We start from the raw sequence: 19394 nt of genomic DNA on the forward strand, positions 1-19394 counted from the left end.
AATAGCACATGATTTTGTTTTGCATTATTGAACACAAACTCTATCCAAATAAAAGAATATATAATAAACCTTAATTATTTATCAATAAACGTATTATTATCAACCGTTAATTCAATGTTCATCAAATGGATATATTTACGATATAGCCCAGTGGCAATATAAGAAAAATAACTTCATTGTAACAATAATAAACATCTTTGATATTATCAAATACATGAATATATGCTACAAATTCTGCTACAAAAAAAGCATTATGAGGCTGAAGGGCTATGTTTGGAATTGTGTTCAATAACTACAAACAAGCAGCTTTTGAGAATTTAGGGGATACTTGTATTTTCAACTAACTTAGCGAAATTCACTTTCTCCAAAAGTGTCGTAGTAACGTTTTACTACGGAACCAAGGTAGTTGGATGTTCTTCTTGAATCAAATTTGGACATGATGTTGTTCAGAGGGAACTCAGTGTCACAGTAAACACATCGAGCCAATTCACATCCGGTAACTGATTTTGGACAACCAGTACAGACTTTTGCCCTTGAGTAGAAAAGATTAAATGAATTTCCACATGAAGGACAGGTTACAGGTCTATTTGAATCAAAAAGATTCTTGTTTACACCGTATCTTTTCATTTCACTTGTCAATCTCTCTTCACGCTTCATGTCAAAAATCAATGGCTCTTAATTACTTAAACTTTATCGATACAGCTATGTCTGTAGCTGGAAGATCTCATCTTCTAATCTACAGTTGTAAGTATTCCAAACGAAAATATACCCAACATCAGTTACTGGCATTGGTATTGATCAAAGAGTATATGAATACGGACTATAGAGACGTTGTTGAACTTGTTGATTTAATGGAAGGGGTCCAATCCAAGATTGGTATAAAGCACGTACCTCACTTCACAACATTACACAAATTTATCAATAGACTATCTTCATTCTATTTCAATAGCTTACTATACCAAACTCTGAAACTCTTCTATTCACACGGTGAAAAAATACCTCTGGTTGCTATTGATTCAAGTGGATTTACAGGAGGACATTGTAGTTACTATTATTCTGTGAGAACAGGAAAGAAAAGACGGTCGTATCTGAAAACAAGTATAACCGTTGACGTTGAGAAGTTCATTGTAACTGGTTTTAAGATTTCAGGTAAGCCTGTGCATGATGCAAAGCATGCATCGACATTACTTAGACAATGTCACAAAAGGAGAAAAGCTGAGTGTTATCTGATGGATAAAGGATATGATTCTGAGAAGATACATACTCTAATCAATGAAGAATTGAAAGCAGAAGCCATCATACCTGTAAGATGCAGAAAAAGGAAAAGAATCAAGGGAAAATGTTCCAGATTGAATATCTGGAACTCCCATTAAATCTGTGATTTAATGGTATACCGTCGAAAAATGAGAGATGAATTTGATGAAGATATCTACCATTATAGAAACCTGGTAGAGACGATGTTTTCTGTTTTGAAAAGGAAATATAGAGAAGAACTGAGAGCAACAAAATACAGAAATCAGAAAAGAGGTCAAGTTCAAATTATTAATTCATAATATAGACAGGGCAATCTCTGTTTCAATAATTATTCAAATGAGGATTTCTACAGAGCCATTAGTAAAATGATAGCAAATTCATATTTCCTTCCCCTTTCCAAGATTCCTTTTGATGATCTTTTCGATGTACTGTGAACACATGGCATATGTATTACAAGATTCATAATTTGGACTGAAATCATCTTGTTGATAATAATATTAACGTCGATTAATTACTTAAAGTTATTATAAATACTTCCAGTCGAATTTTGATATAGAGACATTTAAGGGCTTGTATTGTAAGCTGAATAGGGAACATAAATCTTAATGTAAAAAAAGGTGAGTGTTTTGTCAAATACAGATTTTATTATGGATGCAAAAGAAAGAGCGCTAAATGGCCAAAAACTGGACAGGGAGAGTATTATAGGCCTGCTTGAGATAGATCCTGATTCCCGGGATGCGGAATTACTTGGGAAAGCTGCAAGGGAGGTTGCTGGATATGTGACCGGGAATCGGGCCAGTGTATGGGCATCTATAGGAGTTGACTATAGGAAATGTGCCATGAGCTGCAATTTTTGTTCATTCGGGCAGAAATGGGGATTAGTGGAACAGGAAAGTGAAAGGAGCACAGAAGAGATAATAGGCCTAATCGATAATTTTGTATCCCGGGGTGCAAGATGGGTAACATTGCGCACAACTCAGTTCTATGGATTCGACAAGCTCATCCAGCTGATACGGGATATCCGTTCATCTGTTTCTGGAGACTATGAGATCGTTGTTAATACCGGTGAGTTTGATGATGAAAAAGCAATGACCCTTGCAGATGCCCGGGCTCAGATGGTCTATCACACACTTAGGCTACGCGAAGGTACGGATACGAAGTTCAAACCTGAAGAAAGACTTGCAACATTAGGCTGTGTCAAGTTGTCACCTCTGGGTCTTGCCCATCTGGTCGAACCTGTAGGCATCGAACATACGAATGAGGAGATTGCGGATGTTTTCATGAAAGGAATGGAACATAATGCCATTCTCTCCGGTGTCATGGCAAGGGTGCCTTTGCCAGGCACTCCTCTTGCCGACCGTGCCCAAATATCTGAAAAGAGACTGGCTCAGATAGTGGCAGTGACACGTCTGGCATCCGGCCACCAGGCACCTAATATCTGTGTACATCCACCTTCACCACTTGCAATACAATGGGGCGCCAATATTGTTGTTGTTGAGACGGGTGCAATTCCAAGGGACACCGGGGACTGTGATCGTGAGTGGCATGAATTCGATATGAACACCGCAAAAGACCGGTTCACGAGTGCAGGCTATACCTTTTTCTCAGGGGAGTGACATGGATGAACAAACTATTTTTTGTACTGTGCATATTTCTGGTGCTGGTCATTTCAGGCTGTACAGGTGATGCCCCTGAGCAAAGTCAGACATCCACAGTAGGAACCTGGAAGACAGCGCAAACTATACAGCCATTCCTATATCAGGACTATATCACAGATGACCACTTTGTAGAGGTTCTTCCTTTCACCAATCCGGGAGACCAGAAATCAGCTCTGCTTGCAGGGGACCTTGAAATGACCGGCACAACCATAGCCCTTGCGATAACAGCTGCATCAAGGGGTGAACCTGTTGTCGTTGTGAGTGCTCTTTGCAACAAATGTTCGGCTATTGTGGTAAGAGAAGATTCGGATATCCTGGAACCTGCTGACCTGAAAGGAAAGACTATCGCATATGTACCTGGAACCATGCATCATGTACTTCTTCTTGAAACACTGAAGAATGCAGGACTTGACCCTGAAAAAGATGTAACTCTTCAGAGGATTGATTTCTTTGATATGGGACAGGCACTTTCGCAGGGTAAGGTAGATGCTTTCTGCAGTGGTGAACCATATCCTTCCCTGGCAATAGCAGATGGCTATGGACGGGTACTAAGTTATCCGTATTACAAAGAGGGTGTCGGAACGATCAATGCAGGAATGTTGACCACAAAAGACCAGATCGAGAACAACAGGGAAGAGATACAGGAACTGGTTACAGCCCATGCAAGGGCCACAGAATATTTGAAAGATAATCCGGAGGAATGGCTCAGCATGTCATCCGAATTTGGTACAGACCCGCAGGTCCTGGATATTGCTTCGGGTAATATGGAACTTGCATGGAACATGGACGAGGACTATGTTCAACAAGCAGAAAACCTGGCAAAGAGGATGAAAGAACTGGGAATGATAGAAGAGGTCCCGGACATGGATACTTTATTTGACCTGAGTTTTGTGGAACAGGCACGTAAAGATCTGGATGAAAGTGAGAATGTATAAGCATATCGATAAACTGGAGATTGCAGGTTTCATACTCCCTGTAACATTGTTCACTGTATGGTATGTTGCAACAATGGAGGATGCTGTACCTGCATATCTGCTCCCTTCTCCCTGGGACCTGATACGCACCGCCATCGATTTTGCCATTGCAAGTGAGGGCCTGACACCCTATTCAGGGGAGCTTCTCGTGCATTCCATAGCCAGCATAGGGAGGGTGGTAACAGGTTTTGGACTGGCTGCAGCGATTGGCCTCCCACTCGGCTTTCTTTCAGGGCGCATAGCTCTGGCGAAGAGTTCTCTGGATCCGACTGTGCATCTCATTCGTATAGTGCCTGGAATAGGCTGGCTTCCCCTTGCAATGGTATGGTTCGGGGTAGGGGAGAGTACAACCTTATTTCTCATTTCCCTTGCATCTTTTTTCCCCATCTATGTCAATGCTGCCCAGGGTGCATCATCAGTATCCCCAATGCTTGTACGTGCTGGAAGAATGCTGGGAGCAAGTGAACTGAGAATATTCACTACGGTTATAATTCCGGCAGCGATGCCCTCAACTGTAGCCGGGCTTCGACTGGGTTTAGGATTATCATGGGCGTATCTGGTATTGGGTGAGCTAACAGGAGTGACACATGGACTGGGTGCGGTCATGATGGATGCACGTATGTTAGGTAATGTTGAGATGATACTTGTCTCGATGATCTTCATCGGATTGTTCGGTCGCATAAGTGACCTGTTACTACTGGGTTCCTTCAGGAGATTGAATCTATTAAAAGGGAGCTATGAAGAATGAGAAAAGCAAAACTATCAGTAAGTGATATCAATAAGAGTTTTTACATGCCTGGTGAAAATATTTCTCTTCAGGTGTTAGAGAAAATAGATTTTGAGATTCAGGAAGGTGAGTTCGTAAGTATTCTGGGTCCAAGTGGATGTGGCAAATCGACCTTTTTGAACATACTTGCCGGTTTTGAAAATGTGGACTGTGGAAATGCGGTATGCTGTGGGGAATCAATAACAGGTCCTTCCCCGGAAAGAGCAGTGGTCTTCCAATCTCCGGTCCTGTTCCCATGGCTTGATGTAAAGGAAAATATCATGTACGGCCTGAAACAAGTGGGCAAAAGAAAAAAGGATGCAGAACAACTTGCTTCAGAATATCTAAAGGCTGTCGGGCTTGAGGGTTTCGGCAACTATTATCCTTCCCAGTTATCGGGGGGTATGCAACAAAGGGTTTCCCTTATCCGCTCACTGGTACTGGGTCCCAAGGTCCTGTTGATGGATGAACCCTTTGCAGCACTGGATGCCCAGACACGTTACAGTATGCAGCAATTGTTGCTCCAGCTCTGGGAGAACAACAGGCAGACCATCGTTTTCATTACACATGATGTTGAAGAGGCCCTTTTGTTATCAGATCGTATCTGTATCATGAGTAGGCGACCCGGTAGAATTATCGAGGAGATATCAGTTCCTTTTGAACGTCCACGCACTATCTCACTTGCCGGATCAGAGGACTTCTCAATTCTAAAAAGTCGTATACTCGGCAAATTACTGACATGAACTGGAATTTATCTTTTTTTATCCCCTGTATCGGCAATTGCTTTCAATGTTCTGGAGATCGCCCAGTTTGGCATGAGAAAATCTACAGATTCCTCTATTTGAATATATCGGATTACGTTTCTAAAGAGCCATCCGTTTATTTAATTAATAATATGAAAGAATATCACTTGATAATAGTTAGGTGAGGACTGCTTAATGAATGATGAAAAATTGTTTGAGTCAACTAATATTGGTAAATGTAACTTAAATAACCGCATAGTAATGGCTCCGATTGGAAATATTAACATGGCAGATCCCACAGGTAGGCCCACAGACAAAATGATTGATTTTTTTGTAGAAAGAGCACAAGGTGGAACAGGTCTTTTGATTACTGGATTGGTTCCTGTTTCTTTTGGTATTGATCCAACACTTGATGCAGAATGTAACAATACATATTTCCCTCGTATTGATGGTGCATCAAGGACACGCCTTTCTGGATGGAGAGATCTCTGCTCAGCAGTACGGCCCTATGGCTCAAAGATATTTATCCAGTTATCTGCAGGACTTGGACGGGTTGGATCTCCTGAAGTTGCTTTGAAAGGGAAGGTACCCAAGTCTTCTTCCTTGAATTGGAATTTTTATATTCCTCAAGTTCCTCATTTGCCTCTTTCTGATCGCAAAATCAAAAAGATTGTGAAGAATTTCGGTCAATGTGCAATCAATGCAAAGGTGTCAGGGTTTGACGGTATACATCTGCATGGTCATGAAGGGTATCTGATGGATCAATTGACATCTTATCCCTGGAATAGAAGGAAATTTGGGAGATATAAAAACAGATTCCAATTCGGAATAGATGTTGTAAAGGAAATTAAAGAAAGATGTGGTGAAAATTTTCCCGTTATTTACAGGATTGATTTAACTCAGGGACTTCAGGAAAGTTATGGGGATTATATATTCAAAAAAAAATTTAAAAACAAAGAAAGAAAAATAGAAGAAGGGTTGATGTTTTGTAAGGCTTTATATGAAGCTGGTGTTGATGCATTTGATGTCGATAAAGGTTGCTATGATAACTGGTTTTGGCCTCATCCTCCTTCCTATTTCGATGACATTGTGTATGTGGAAGAAATAGCAGGAAGGGTAAAGAAATTTTTCAATGATGAAAGTATTTCTGCTCCTGTGATCGCAGTGGGGAAAATAGGGAAACCTGAAAAGGCGAAAGAAATTCTTGCTAATGGATGGGCTGATCTCATTATGCTTGGAAGGCCTCTTTTAGCAGATCCACACTGGCCCTCAAAGGTAAAGGCACGTAGGGATAAGGAAATAATTCATTGTATTGGTGACCATGAAGGTTGCATTGAATCTTTCAAAAAAGGGGGACATCCTTGTTGCTCAGTAAATCCTTACACTGGTTTTGAGGATCGAAAGAAATTATTAATAGCTGACATTTCTAAGAGAGTTGCTATTATAGGTGCAGGGCCCGCAGGATGTGAGGCTGCAATAACTGCTCATAACAGAGGGCATAAAGTAATCCTTTTTGAAAAAACGGCTAATATTGGTGGTCAACTCCATCTGGCAGCTAAAATGGCTATAAAACACGATATTAAACGATATTTAGACAACCTTAAACATCGTCTTAATTTACTTCAAGCAGAAGGTCTCGAAATCAGACTAAATACTGAAATAAATAATGATCACATAAAAAATGATTTTGATGTTATTATATGTTGCAATGGATCAAAACCCACACTTCCTTCTATAGAGGGAATGGAATCAACAAATTATTCAGAAGCTAGAGATTTCTTAGCACGTGACATGCAATTACCTGATAATGTAAAGAATGTACTTATCATTGGAGGTGGTTCCATCGGTTGTGAAATTGGTTATACCCTGTCCCTTGAAAAAAACTTGAATGTTACAATTGTGGGTAAAAACAAAGAACTTATGCCTTCTACCTCTCTACCTAACAGGTCGCAAATGTTGTGGCTGATGATGGGAAAAGGGTCTTGTTCGGGCAAAAAAGAAGATGTCATCAAAAAGCCAATTCGTGCCTATACTTCTTCCAAAATTCTAAACATCTCAGGAAAATTGGTCCGTATAGCAGCGAATAAGGATAGAGAGGGTCCTTATACACCCTGGAAAAGTTTGATCCCTGAAAATATATCCAATCCTTTTGAGAAAAACTTAAAGAAAACGAATACAGAGATAATAAAAACATATGCTGATTATATTATTTTTGCTACCGGTGGAGAAGCAGATGATTTTCTATATAGGAGACTTGCAGAGAAAAATATATCTGCTAATGTATATTGTGTAGGTGACTCAAAAGAGATTGGAGGGGTTTGGGAAGCGGTTACTTCTTCAAATGAAATAGCTCGTAACATTTGAATTTGCAATATTATTACTAATACAAAATTTCCAATTTACAGGACATCAATAAAATCCTTCCACCTTTTTTGATAAGAATGCCGTGATTATCGTCTTCATTGTTTTTGTCAGTTACATTGATGATTATATATGCATAGCTATAATACCAAATATTCTGCATATTTTTGAGTTATGCTAAATCAAGAGACTCTCCCTCCAACGACTTTAAAGTTAATAGTTGAAAACAAAAGTAAAGCATTGATCAACAATATTTGGTATTTTTTCTTTTTCATGCTTTTTGTAATCATAGGTATATTATTGTTCTACAGGTGGGCAATGGATGAAATATTGCCTTTAACAATACTCTCATTTTTGTGGATAATGTTCTGGAGTAACAGTGAACGAAAGGGACAAATTCTTCTTATAATTGCTTCTGTTTTCGGGTATTTTCATGAATTATTAGGAGTGATATATGGATATTTCACCTATCTTGGGGGTGTAATCGGCAATGTTCCAATATGGATCTTGCCAGGTTATGGTGCAATCTTCTGGTCTTCTTATAACCTTTGGCATGTATTTGAACTTAGGTATTCAAAGTCACAATGGTTTCCTGTTGTCAATTATTTCATTCCTGTAAGCCTTACTATTTTGTTAGTTTTTGATTTCTTTTTTTTTGATTTAGCACAAAATCCAATTGCAATAATGGTTAAGTTTTCCCTTGCATTCTTACTATTCAAAAATTTCAAAGAGTTGAGACTTGCATATTTTGTGGGTTTTTTTACAGTACTTACTGAATTCAGTGGAGAAATTCTGGGAACATGGTATCATCCAGATTTTTCTCTCCTTTCTCTAATGACCGGCTATGTCTTTTTGTTGTGGATTTGCATCACTATAGCAGACAGTATCGATGGGGTAAAAAAATGGGGAGTTGTGGAAGTTATAGCTGCTTCTTTACTCACTTTATATTACATTGTATCAATGGCAGGGATATTTTCTATATAAATTAATATAATTTAAAAATTACTAAAAGTCGATATATATGAACCAAAGTATACAACAGGAAATTCAAAGAATATTTAAGATCCAACAAAGTGGTTCTTCAAAAATAAATCACACTAATGAGGAAGAACGCATTGAACTTCTGATGCGCATAGATAAATATCTTAATAATTCACACAATCGGCAAAATCTCTATGGTGCCCTATATAGAGATCTTCATAAGCCAGAAGTAGAAGCAATAGCAACTGAAATAGGAATTGTTCAATCCCACATATCATATGTTTGCAGGCAGCTGAAAAACTGGATGAAACCTAAATATGTGCCTTCTCCACTTCCTCTGGTAGGTACAAAATCATCTATTCATTATGAGTCGAGAGGTGTTGTGCTTATAATTTCTCCATGGAACTATCCTTTCAATCTCTCCATAGTACCCCTGATCTATGCTATTGCAGCTGGCAACTCAGTAATAATCAAGCCAAGTGAAATTTCTATCAATACATCATCATATATAAAGCATATGATATCTAATATTTTTGATGAAAGTGAAGTAGCAGTATTTGAAGGAGATAGCAAAGTCGCCCAAGAATTACTGGATAAACCTTTTAATCATATATTTTTCACGGGTAGTCCTGAGGTTGGAAAAATAGTTATGTCCAAGGCTGCCCAACACCTTACAAGTGTAACATTGGAACTTGGAGGTAAATCTCCTGCAATTGTAGATGAAACAGCTGATGTTAAAAAAATCGCTAGAAAGGCTGCATGGGCTAAATCAATAAATAATGGACAAACATGTATATCTCCTGATTATCTCATTTTGCAGGAATCCATTTTTGATGAATTCATAGACGAATACAGAAAAGCAATCAAAGAATTTTATGATACCGATGGATCTGGAATTGCAAAATCCCCTGACTATTGCCGTATAATTAACAAGCAGCATTTTCAAAGACTCAACAATCTTTTCGATGATGCACTCGACAAGGGTGCTCTTGTCCTATTAGGGGGTGAATTTGATGAAAATGATAGATATGTATCCCCAACGCTTCTTTATAACATGTCTGAGGAAATGAATATTATGAACGAGGAAGTGTTTGGTCCCCTCCTTCCAGTTTTGGCATACCGAGATAAAAGCCAAGCAGTGGAAATAATCAGAAAAAGACCAAAACCACTCACACTTTACATTGCAAGTAATAGTTCATTGAGTATAGATTATTTCATAAAGGAAACCTCAGCAGGAGGGACAGTTATCAATGATTACATGCTAGGGTATAGCAATCCAAACTTGCCTTTTGGGGGGGTAAATAACAGTGGGATAGGTAAATCCTTTGGCTTCAGGGGTTTCAGGGAATTTTCCAATGAGCGCAGTGTTATACATCGCAGGTGGGGTTCCTTAAGTTTATTGTATCCACCGTATTCAAAAAAAACATTGTGGGTTATACAAAAAATGTATAGGTTTTTTTGAAATATATGAGGTTTGGTGCCAATGATTCAAAATGAACAAAAAACTGTGATTATAACTGGGGGTTCCAGTGGAATTGGGCTAGAGCTAGCCAAATTATTTGCAATGGATGGTTACAGATTGATACTAGTAGCTCAACCACGAGTAGAACTTGAGAATGCTAGAACATATTTACAGAGATTATATCCAAAATCGGAGATTTTATTGAAGCAAATTGACCTTGCAAAGCCCCTTGCTGCAAATGAAGTTTATGCTTTTACTCAGGAAAGAGGGCTATTTGTAGATGTGTTGGTAAACTGTGCAGGTTTTGGTACTTTTGGTTTTGTTAATGAGATTGGTTTAGAAAAAGAACTTTCGATGTTACAACTTCATGTTTGTACCTTATACCATATCACACGTCTTTATTTGTCTGATATGGTGAAAAATGACATGGGTTATATAATAAATCTATCCTCTATATCTGCCTTCCAACCCAACCCAAATATGGCAACTTACGGAGCGAGTAAAAGTTTTGTATTAAATTTCAGCCGTGCTTTAAACTACGAACTCAATGAACGCAAATCCAGTGTAAAAATCCTTGCAGTATGCCCTACGGCAGTTAAAGGAACGGCTTTTAAAAAAACTGCAAATATGGAAGGCACCAACACATTCAATACATGGATGACTACAACGGCAAATGTTGTGGCCCAGGATACTTACAAAGCAATGTTATGTGGCAAAGAGATACTAATTCCAATGAGAAGGTTTTTTATTATTCATAAAATAATAAACATGTTGCCTACAAAATGGTTAATGAATATTGCCAGAGGTCAATTAAAGGAAAAATGCTGAGTTTATGAATCGTTAAAGTTTAATTATGAGAATTCTTATATGGTGGGTTTATCATAGAGAAAGACAAATCGGGGCCATCGAAAACTTACACCAATTCAATTGGTATGAAATTTGTATTGATTCCTGCTGGTGAATTTTATATGGGTTCATTATCAGTAGATAACAAATGGTACAGGAACGAAAAGTCTGTGCATAAAGTGAACATAAAAAATCCTTTTTATCTTGGTAAATACTTGGTTACACAAAAGCAATGGATCAATTTAATGGACAAAAATCCATCCAAATTCATTGGTCATGACAGACCTGTAGAAAAAGTTTCATGGGATGATATACAGAATTTCATCGAGAAATTAAATGAAATGGAAGATACTGTTAAATATCGTCTTCCGTCTGAGGCTGAATGGGAGTATGCCTGTAGAGCAGGTACCAGCACAAGATATTCTTTTGGTAACGACGAATCAAAGCTTGATAAATATGGCTATTATGGCAGTTTAAATTTTGGTGCTCAACCTGTTGGCCAAAAATAGCCAAATCCTATGGGCTTGTACGACATGCACGGAAATGTTTGGGAATGGGTTCAGGATCTATATGTAGATAACTATGATCAATCTTCAGTAAATGGCAATGTCCGGCAGGAAAATGACCATACTAATAAATTAATGAGGGTCCTTCGTGGTGGTAGTTGGCAAACATCTGCTGCAGGATGTCGATGTGCAAGTCGTTCTTATTATCCACAAATTTCCTGTCGCAACAGCAGTCGCATAGGTTTACGTCTGTTAAAGGAGATATAATACCTTTCACTAACTATAATAGGGAAACCCAGGTTTGACATTCAAAGTGGGGATATAACATAATGTATGAACGTAAATCATGTCATGTTCATTGTTAATAAAATAAGAGTTACCTTTTTGAAGTGAAAAGCTAATTTGATGATTGCATATGAGTTAATCATAACTACTGTAAGTTCAAATTCATAATGCGTTAATTTGTTTTAATCAACAAGTTCTGCTTTTTCTTTATAGTGAGAAAACAATTCTAATCCCCACTGTTTTGCACTTTCTTCAAAACTAATTACTTTTTTATGATCAAATACCCCACCTTTGCTGAAGAAAGCAAGAAGCAATAAGTCATCAGTTACTGAAAGAGCTCCCTGTTTCACGTCATTGTCATCATATATATATAAATTTGAATTTTTTGAGTTTTTCACTATATTATATTGCTCTGCAAATTCGTCTTTGAATCTTTCATAAACGGCTCTTGTGAGCATTAGGTCAAATTTCACTCCTCTATCTGCCAGATATTTGTAGTTGCAAGGGCAAGATGGACAAAAATATGAGTAAAAAGTATGCACATGTGTGGTTTTATTAAAACTGGTCAAAAGTTCTTCAGGAGGTTCAAATAAATGACTTAAATCAGGCTCATGTATAGTTACGTCTCCAAGTTCCCCTATTCTGTCAAGTAGTCTTTCAGGTATCGAACTTAAATCCCTGTTTTCCCAATAATCTTTATTTTCTTCTACAACATTCAATGTTTCTACAAGGGGTCTTATTTTTTTAAGTATAATTTTTCCGATATATGTTAGTTTATATTCGTCATCTATTTGTTCAATAAGACCTTGCTCAAGAAGGATTTTTATCTGAGCCATAATTGCACTAGTAGTCCCTGTAAGTGAATCTTTAATGTCATCAATAGAAGTAGGCCCATTACTCACTAACATCAAAAGAATACTTTTTCTTTTTTCAGACAAAAAGACCGTTCCTATCAATTCATTTGTCATAATATTCTCCTTTGTTTACTTATGGTCATCAGCAACATCTATACTAATAAAAATGGATTTATATATCACGTTTCGGCAATTTTAAATGCACTTTTGTTCCTTTATTTTCTTCACTTTCTATATTGATAGTTCCATCATGTGCTTCAATTATACTTCTTGATATATAAAAATCTGCTTTTAGTTCCTCATAAATCTTGTTGGAAGCAGAATTTTCTATAGCATCTTCTATGTTGTAGAACCTCATAAATAAGTTCGATGTGACAGATTCAGGAATACCCGTACCATTATCTTCAAGTTCAAAGTGAACATGATCTGTGTCTTCATAAACACTAATCTTCATAGTACCACAGGTTTCCAAAAATTTAATTGAACTTCCAATTATCCTCGTAAATGTATCTTTTATTTTATTATAATCTCCTGTTATGTTGGAAACCACTTTGGGTATATTTCGAATAATTTTTATGTTCTTTTCATCTATCCTTAAACTAACATCCAGTAATGATTTGTCCATTAATTCAAGTATATCTACGTTAGACATATTGTATTGGTTCTGTCCGGCGTGCTCTCTACTCATATAAAGCAAAAAATCAACAACACTCTTCATTTTTTCAGATTCTCGGATAGTTGCTTCTACAGCTTTATCTCGTTGTTGATTTAAGGATGCAAGTGTATCCTGATTTATAACGTTTTCATTATTATTGGAAGCATAGCTAGAATCCTTTAACCTTAAAAATTCCTTCTTAATACCATTTATTGATTTAAGTTCATTTTCAGCTTTACCAAATTCTTCAGAAAACATCTCAAGAGAATGTTCTATTTGCTTACGTTGTATTATTTTCCACATTCCTTCCATTAGAAGCTGTAGTTGTTTTAAATCTGTTTCATTGTAATCTGATTTCTTGTTCCCTACACTTGCAATAGCTACTACTTTATTGCCTTCTAAAATGGGCACGCTCAGATAACGAATTACTTCTACATCTTCCTATTGATAACATTTCTTCGGGGAGTTAGACATATATTCATTGGTAATTATTGATTCCTTTCTTTTGATAACTTCTCCCCAGGGGCTAGCTTCTTCCACAGGGTAAAGGTGTTGTTCTTCTTCAACATTATGATTTTTCATTGAATGCTCTGAACTTGCATGTATGGTAAAGGCAGTTTCAGATTGATTCAAAAAACCGAGGTGTCCAATATCACTTTTTGTAAGCTTTATACCCTCTTCCAGAGCAAAGTTCATAATTTGTCTAACTGACTGGTTACTCATTTGGTTTAACTCTAATAATGTAGTAAGACGCTTTTTGTTTATCTGTAATAGTTCCTCAACTTTCTTATTTTCTGTAATATCAAAGATTATCCCCTGATAATGGGTAGTTTTTCCTTCTTTGTTTCTTCTAACAAGAGTCCTTTCATCGACCCAATGAATATCTCCAACTTTTGTTAAGATTCTGTACTGCTGGGAGAATCCCTTATATTTATTTTCGTGCATGTATAAATTTAAATTTTTTTCTACCATTTCCTTATCATCTGGATGAATAATGTCTGCATATTCTAAATAACCATCCAAGAATTCATCTGGACTATAACCAAACTGGCTTATATTGTCAGATACAAAATCAACAGGCCAATTATATTCTGCTTTCCAAAGGAAAATAATAGCAGGGCTGCTGTTTAGTATATTTTTTATTTGTTCACTTGCTCGTTTTTCTTTCATGCATCCCTCACTTCGATTTACTATTTTTGCTTCTGTGCGAACATACTTTTGTATTTGCCAAATTCAATATGAAGATACATATAGATTATAGATGCCAGAGTTTTTGGTATCTTCACATTGCAAGGACCTTTATGTCTCTGTATCTTATTGCTCTTACAGGACAAACATCTACGCATCTTTTACAGCTCATACCGAGACATCGATGTGCAACATAATCTGCATATATGTTCCCATTTTTGTTAGTATTGACTATAGCTTTTTCGGGGCATTCTCTCTCGCATCTATGGCATTCAATACATCCCTTTGTCTCCTCTTCAATAATTATATTAATGTTTCCTACAATTTCTACACCGCCATAACCACTATCTTCAATGTCCTTTGTTGCTCTTTTTTCAATAATAGGAGCAATTTCAAGTGGAGGTATTTTTGGCAATTTATAATACTGCATGAACATGTCGTAATCTTCTTCAGGCATTCCTTCTGTCCAGTACGCTAATTCACAAGTATAAATTTCTTTGAATGTTCCGCTGGATGCCATCATGTGGTGATCAGCTTTTATTCTATGTGCAAGTTTACGTACATTTTGCAACTCTATATCTCCTAGAAGGACATCCTTTGCAAGTGCAAGGGATGTGTTTCCGAATTGGACAATATTTTTTACAAATCCTGGTGACAAACCTATTTTTCTTGCTTTATCAGCATTTACATAAGTACCTGAAGCGCCACACATATACATGTACTCTAGTTCTCCATAATCCACACCGGCTTCAATTAGAAGTGTAAGATGTGCAGCTCTAATTGCACCAATTGCCTTTCCTGCTTCTTTAATATCTTTATCATTTACCTCTATTGCTTCCCCCAAAAAAAGTTTTCCATTTGGCAAATTAGGAAGATTTTTAATGAGGCCGGTACTTAAGGCCAGACATATCACAGAAACTATACCTGTGCCGGTTATTCCCAAGGGCTGAATGTCACCTTGTTCAAGAATGTCACCAGTGACTGGATTGATAAGTGGTCCTTTCGATTCCAGCATATTTTGGTCAAGTACAGCAATTCTCCAGTAGTCCCCTTCTTGGTTCACATCGCATATGGATCCAGGACTTGCAAGCATACCGCATTTAATTCCCTGACCTTCAATGGCTGGTCCTGCTGCCGCACTACCAGTGATTATTCGATCACCAACCTTCAGTGCCATTTCTGCATTTGTACCATAATCTGTCACAAGGGCAGGTTTTTTTTGCTTAAGGAAATCTGTTTTGATCATCATAGCAAGCGCATCTGCGCCAATTTCATGCTTTATAGATGGCAGAACTATAATTTCACATTTATGCAATTGTGGCGACGATACAAATATATCCTTGCCATAATATATGTTTAAATTTCTTTCTATATCTTCAACTCCCAGGCGTTTTTGCATGTTTTTGCCTGCATATGCGAGATCTCTGATTTCGATATTTTGAAAGAGAGATAATTGAATCGGGTTCCCACACACCACAATTTTATTAATTTTTTCAGATTTTATTGGTAATTTACGTATCATATATTCAATAGTTTTAATCATAATATCATTTGCAATATCTTCTCCTACCCGAATTGCAAAATCAAGGTGATCAGTCACATTTCCTCCGGGAAGAGGGTGGCGGGTAGTTATTACAGTTTTTACAATATCTTTGTTTTCCATATCTATAAGTTGTAAACGAAATCCGCTGGTCCCTAGGTCCAATGCAATTCCATACATGAAGTTCCTCCTATTATTACATTAATGGTCTGAAAAATTTCAGACGATAGAATCCTAGAAGGGAATATCTAGTTTATATCTATAAATAACGAATTCAAATGAATTACTTTATATGAATTCAATATCAAGGCAAGCGCTATATCCAACGCCTTTGTTCAAATCGACTATATTGATTAGATTGATCATTTTGTTTTTTATAGAGGTGTAGAAATTTTTGAATATCCTTCCTATAAACCCTCATCTTCTATGTTCTTATTTCTCAGATACATCCGGCCTGCCTTTTCCTTCCATTCTCATTGAGCAGGCGAAGTTTATTCTCCTACTTCATATGAATCTATCCACCAATTATTCATATCTTATTGACCCGGTGATCAATTCTTTTCATCCTGTTCTTATTATGGACCTTAAAATCAGAAGAATATGCAATGACAGGTTTTGTCTCCAATTTATACTATGCATCTGCATGGTTTTTGAACGAATAATATTCTCCATCCATTGCATAAATATCAAAGTCTACCTCCACTTATTAGCTATCGATTCTGCCTAAATATTATGATAATTTTCAATATTTTGGCGCATTTTTCAATATATAAACATAATGCATGGACTACGCTACTTAATCGTTCATTGATAATGAATAAATAGTTACGTTTTTAAAGTAAAAATCTAATTTAATGGTCTAACAATAACTAGGACCATTGTCATATTTCCAAGATACATGAGTTGTTGTAACTCAAATCCTTGATTATATCAAAGGTGTTACTTCTCTTTTTACTATAGTTTTCTTAGCACTCGTTAGATTTGGGGGTCCATAGTTGTTTTGTCTACGGGTTGAACTGCAAAACCCTCATTGATTATATTCTTTTTCTTGATTAATTATTATGAGTTATTATATATCCCTTAAAGTGAAAACTAGATATTGTTCAATAACTACAGACCAAGAACAATGTTTGCATCTGATATGGTTTTCAATTTATGCTACTAATAATGGATGGAGGCATTGTTCTGTGTAGCATATTGGAAATCTTTAGTGAATTGTATGGAGATCGGAAATGTACGTAAATATTGCGGATCCTGTCTTTATACTAAAAAATGTGGAGGCATTCTATGGAAGAAAATGAATTAATCCAAGGATTGACGGACGCAGTGGTAAGCGGACAAAAAGACAAAGCTATTGAATTGTCTGAAAAAGCTTTGGAAGAAGGTATCGATCCCTATAAAGCCGTCATTGAGGGTCTGGCAAAGGGAATGGAAATAATGAGCGACAAATATGACAAAAAGGAAGCGTTCATGCCCCATCTTTTAATGGCTTCCAATGCCATGTATGGTGGAATGGAAAAGCTCACTCCTCATTTGAAAGTGGATGGTGCAGATAAACCAGCTGTCGTAGTCATTGGTTCGGTTGAGGGAGATGTACATGACATCGGGAAAAATCTGGTAAAGACTATGATGAGCGCTATGGGATTCGATGTTGTTGACCTTGGAAAAGATGTGCCTATAGATGATTTTGTTAATGCTACAACTCAGAACAAGGCAGATATTGTATCCATGAGCACGTTGATGACATCCACAATGGACAGTATGGAAAAAACAGTTAAAGCCCTTGAATCCAGTGGAACACGAGATAATATAAAATTAATTATAGGTGGTGCTCCTGTAACCGAATCCTTTGCAATGGATATAGGTGCAGATGCTACCAAAGAAGATGCAATGGAAGCTGCTAAATGGGCAAAATCTATTGTGAGTGAATTATCTCCCACTGAAGAAAGATGGGGATAATATACTAATTCGATTCAGCATAGACTCATCACCTTGAAGGAAATGCATCAAATTCGATTCCGAATTTTTTGCAAGAAATTTATGTATGTGGCATGTAGGCATGCATAAATTTCACAACCTCCTCTAAATATATAGTCATTAGCTTACATCCCATGAAATAATGTATAAAGGAAAGTGATTGATTATGCAAAAATGAATCTGTCCAAAAACTCCTAATAAATATAGTTCTTTCATTTTTGAAGTTAACAATCTCGGCACAGGGTCTAATGTTAACTTCTACACTCCTTCCTTCTTAAATTTGATAAATGTAATTGGCTAACACATAATGTTCATTGTATGGGATTCGATTTTGTTTTTCATAATTCAATATATAGTTTTGCTATTTGTTAATAGGCGATAAAATGAATGTTTCATCGAAAGAAAATTTATCTAATAAGGTTGATTGTCTTGTTTGTGGATCTGAAATAAGATACCTGAATTATTCAACTGATTTTAAATGCTATTATTGTGGATTAGAAGAGAAAGAAGCGCATTTTTGTTGTATGGAAGGTCATTATGTATGCGACACATGCCATACCAACGATGCATTAAAATTAATTGAAAGTGTATCTGTTGCTACTGATTCAGGTAGTCCTTTCTTAATTGCAGAAAGATTGATGAAACATCCTAGTGTCCATATGCATGGACCGGAACACCATGCTCTAGTTCCTGCAGTTTTAGTAGCCGCTTATCAAAACTATATGGGCTACGAGAACGAAAGTACTATCTCAGAAGCTATCAAACGAGGAAAAAAGATTCCTGGTGGCTATTGTGGTCTTTACGGGGCATGTGGTGGGGGGATTGGTGTAGGTATCGCAGTCAGTATTTTACTTGATGCTACACCACTAACACCGCAACCCAGATCTCATGCGAACTGGGCAACGTCATGTGCTCTTAGTTCGATTGCCGATGCAGGGGGGGCTAGATGCTGCAAAAAATCAGTAAGAGTGGCTCTGAAAGAAGGTGTGATATACCTGTCCAATTTATTTGGTTTGAGTTGGGGCGATGAAATAGACTTTTCGGTAAAGTGTAACTATGGCACCTATAACAGGGAATGTGACAAGAACTGTGAATATAATGACAATTAAAGCACACTTATCAATAGACTATTTTCATATTATCTCCATAGCTTACTACAGCAAATTACGAAACGTTTTATTCACTCTGTATAAGTAATCCTAATATAGATTAATTCAGGTGTAAATTGGAAGATGAAACTCTTCAGTTTTAGTCATAGTTGTATCAATAAAGTTTAATTAATTGTCAGACATGCAATTAAGTCACAGATTTAATCGGAGTTCCAGATATCCAATCTGGAACAAA

At 36.9% G+C, this 19394-nt stretch carries 14 protein-coding genes and 4 pseudogenes; 12 read left to right on the forward strand and 6 right to left on the reverse strand.

All coding sequences use genetic code 11. The annotated features are described in order from the left end of the window. Nucleotides 1-345: 345 nt before the first annotated feature. A complete protein-coding gene (locus tag EFE42_RS06420) occupies nucleotides 346-657 on the reverse strand; it encodes a hypothetical protein (protein ID WP_148039261.1) in 312 nt (103 codons plus the stop codon). Nucleotides 658-668: 11 nt separating this feature from the next. Here EFE42_RS06420 and EFE42_RS06425 point away from each other — a divergent pair. The 10 genes and pseudogenes from EFE42_RS06425 (at nucleotide 669) to EFE42_RS06470 (ending at nucleotide 11818) form a co-directional block, all read left to right on the forward strand. Beyond that, a pseudogene (locus tag EFE42_RS06425) lies at nucleotides 669-1623 on the forward strand (IS5 family transposase). A gap of 248 nt (nucleotides 1624-1871) precedes the next feature. After that, complete coding sequence (locus EFE42_RS06430) at nucleotides 1872-2870, forward strand: radical SAM protein (protein WP_370448671.1); 999 nt, start codon at nucleotides 1872-1874, stop codon at nucleotides 2868-2870. A 5-nt stretch (nucleotides 2871-2875) separates the two neighbouring features. Next, nucleotides 2876-3847, forward strand: coding sequence for an ABC transporter substrate-binding protein (locus tag EFE42_RS06435; protein ID WP_123136474.1), 972 nt, complete (start codon nucleotides 2876-2878; stop codon nucleotides 3845-3847). Then, nucleotides 3840-4634, forward strand: a complete 795-nt coding sequence (locus EFE42_RS06440; protein WP_123136475.1) for an ABC transporter permease — start codon at nucleotides 3840-3842, stop codon at nucleotides 4632-4634. Before EFE42_RS06435 ends, EFE42_RS06440 begins: the two co-directional genes overlap by 8 nt. Further along, the gene (locus tag EFE42_RS06445) at nucleotides 4631-5395 is read left to right on the forward strand and encodes an ABC transporter ATP-binding protein (protein WP_123136476.1); all 765 of its coding nucleotides are present in this window, start codon (nucleotides 4631-4633) and stop codon (nucleotides 5393-5395) included. Before EFE42_RS06440 ends, EFE42_RS06445 begins: the two co-directional genes overlap by 4 nt. 195 nt (nucleotides 5396-5590) lie before the next feature. Beyond that, nucleotides 5591-7759, forward strand: a complete 2169-nt coding sequence (locus EFE42_RS06450) for an FAD-dependent oxidoreductase (RefSeq protein WP_123136477.1) — start codon at nucleotides 5591-5593, stop codon at nucleotides 7757-7759. Nucleotides 7760-7930: 171 nt separating this feature from the next. After that, on the forward strand, nucleotides 7931-8740 hold the full coding sequence (locus EFE42_RS06455; RefSeq protein ID WP_123136478.1) for a hypothetical protein: 810 nt from the start codon (nucleotides 7931-7933) through the stop codon (nucleotides 8738-8740). Nucleotides 8741-8777: 37 nt separating this feature from the next. Further along, nucleotides 8778-10199, forward strand: a complete 1422-nt coding sequence (locus EFE42_RS06460) for an aldehyde dehydrogenase family protein (protein ID WP_123136479.1) — start codon at nucleotides 8778-8780, stop codon at nucleotides 10197-10199. Between the two features lie 21 nt (nucleotides 10200-10220). Next, nucleotides 10221-11027 carry an SDR family oxidoreductase gene (locus EFE42_RS06465; protein ID WP_123136480.1) on the forward strand — a complete coding sequence of 269 codons (807 nt, stop codon included), beginning with the start codon at nucleotides 10221-10223 and terminating at the stop codon, nucleotides 11025-11027. Nucleotides 11028-11131: 104 nt separating this feature from the next. After that, nucleotides 11132-11818: pseudogene (locus EFE42_RS06470) on the forward strand (formylglycine-generating enzyme family protein). A 200-nt stretch (nucleotides 11819-12018) separates the two neighbouring features. Here EFE42_RS06470 and EFE42_RS06475 read toward each other — a convergent pair. From EFE42_RS06475 to EFE42_RS10775, 5 genes and pseudogenes are all read right to left on the reverse strand, one after another. Next, on the reverse strand, nucleotides 12019-12804 hold the full coding sequence (locus EFE42_RS06475; protein WP_123136481.1) for a winged helix-turn-helix domain-containing protein: 786 nt from the start codon (nucleotides 12802-12804) through the stop codon (nucleotides 12019-12021). A 58-nt stretch (nucleotides 12805-12862) separates the two neighbouring features. Continuing rightward, nucleotides 12863-13657 carry a sensor histidine kinase gene (locus EFE42_RS06480; protein ID WP_370448676.1) on the reverse strand — a complete coding sequence of 265 codons (795 nt, stop codon included), beginning with the start codon at nucleotides 13655-13657 and terminating at the stop codon, nucleotides 12863-12865. Continuing rightward, nucleotides 13643-14515 (reverse strand): annotated as a pseudogene (locus EFE42_RS06485) (GAF domain-containing protein); the annotation flags it as partial. The pseudogene EFE42_RS06485 and the gene EFE42_RS06480, both read right to left, overlap by 15 nt. A gap of 112 nt (nucleotides 14516-14627) precedes the next feature. Then, nucleotides 14628-16253 (reverse strand): methylamine methyltransferase corrinoid protein reductive activase, encoded by a 1626-nt coding sequence (locus EFE42_RS06490; RefSeq protein ID WP_123136484.1) that lies wholly within the window; start codon nucleotides 16251-16253, stop codon nucleotides 14628-14630. 233 nt (nucleotides 16254-16486) lie between these two features. Beyond that, nucleotides 16487-16770 (reverse strand): annotated as a pseudogene (locus EFE42_RS10775) (ISNCY family transposase); the annotation flags it as partial. 590 nt (nucleotides 16771-17360) lie between these two features. On the opposite strand from EFE42_RS10775, the gene EFE42_RS06495 reads away from it, so the two are divergent. Then, on the forward strand, nucleotides 17361-18032 hold the full coding sequence (locus EFE42_RS06495) for a corrinoid protein (RefSeq protein WP_123136485.1): 672 nt from the start codon (nucleotides 17361-17363) through the stop codon (nucleotides 18030-18032). A 542-nt stretch (nucleotides 18033-18574) separates the two neighbouring features. Further along, complete coding sequence (locus tag EFE42_RS06500) at nucleotides 18575-19159, forward strand: DUF5714 domain-containing protein (RefSeq protein ID WP_233564751.1); 585 nt, start codon at nucleotides 18575-18577, stop codon at nucleotides 19157-19159. Nucleotides 19160-19394 lie beyond the last annotated feature (235 nt).

Origin of the sequence: Methanohalophilus sp. RSK, from assembly GCF_003722075.1 — an archaeon.
Taxonomy (GTDB): Archaea; Halobacteriota; Methanosarcinia; order Methanosarcinales; family Methanosarcinaceae; genus Methanohalophilus.

Excerpts from the sequence above, each read along its gene's own strand:
- EFE42_RS06420 (WP_148039261.1), bottom strand. The coding sequence starts at position 657 with ATGAAGCGTGAAGAGAGATTGACAAGTGAAATGAAAAGATACGGTGTA.
- EFE42_RS06435 (WP_123136474.1), top strand. The coding sequence starts at position 2,876 with ATGAACAAACTATTTTTTGTACTGTGCATATTTCTGGTGCTGGTCATT.
- EFE42_RS06440 (WP_123136475.1), top strand. The coding sequence starts at position 3,840 with ATGTATAAGCATATCGATAAACTGGAGATTGCAGGTTTCATACTCCCT.
- EFE42_RS06445 (WP_123136476.1), top strand. The coding sequence starts at position 4,631 with ATGAGAAAAGCAAAACTATCAGTAAGTGATATCAATAAGAGTTTTTAC.
- EFE42_RS06450 (WP_123136477.1), top strand. The coding sequence starts at position 5,591 with ATGAATGATGAAAAATTGTTTGAGTCAACTAATATTGGTAAATGTAAC.
- EFE42_RS06455 (WP_123136478.1), top strand. The coding sequence starts at position 7,931 with ATGCTAAATCAAGAGACTCTCCCTCCAACGACTTTAAAGTTAATAGTT.
- EFE42_RS06460 (WP_123136479.1), top strand. The coding sequence starts at position 8,778 with ATGAACCAAAGTATACAACAGGAAATTCAAAGAATATTTAAGATCCAA.
- EFE42_RS06465 (WP_123136480.1), top strand. The coding sequence starts at position 10,221 with ATGATTCAAAATGAACAAAAAACTGTGATTATAACTGGGGGTTCCAGT.
- EFE42_RS06475 (WP_123136481.1), bottom strand. The coding sequence starts at position 12,804 with ATGACAAATGAATTGATAGGAACGGTCTTTTTGTCTGAAAAAAGAAAA.
- EFE42_RS06480 (WP_370448676.1), bottom strand. The coding sequence starts at position 13,657 with ATGGAAGGAATGTGGAAAATAATACAACGTAAGCAAATAGAACATTCT.
- EFE42_RS06490 (WP_123136484.1), bottom strand. The coding sequence starts at position 16,253 with ATGTATGGAATTGCATTGGACCTAGGGACCAGCGGATTTCGTTTACAA.
- EFE42_RS06495 (WP_123136485.1), top strand. The coding sequence starts at position 17,361 with ATGGAAGAAAATGAATTAATCCAAGGATTGACGGACGCAGTGGTAAGC.
- EFE42_RS06500 (WP_233564751.1), top strand. The coding sequence starts at position 18,575 with ATGGAAGGTCATTATGTATGCGACACATGCCATACCAACGATGCATTA.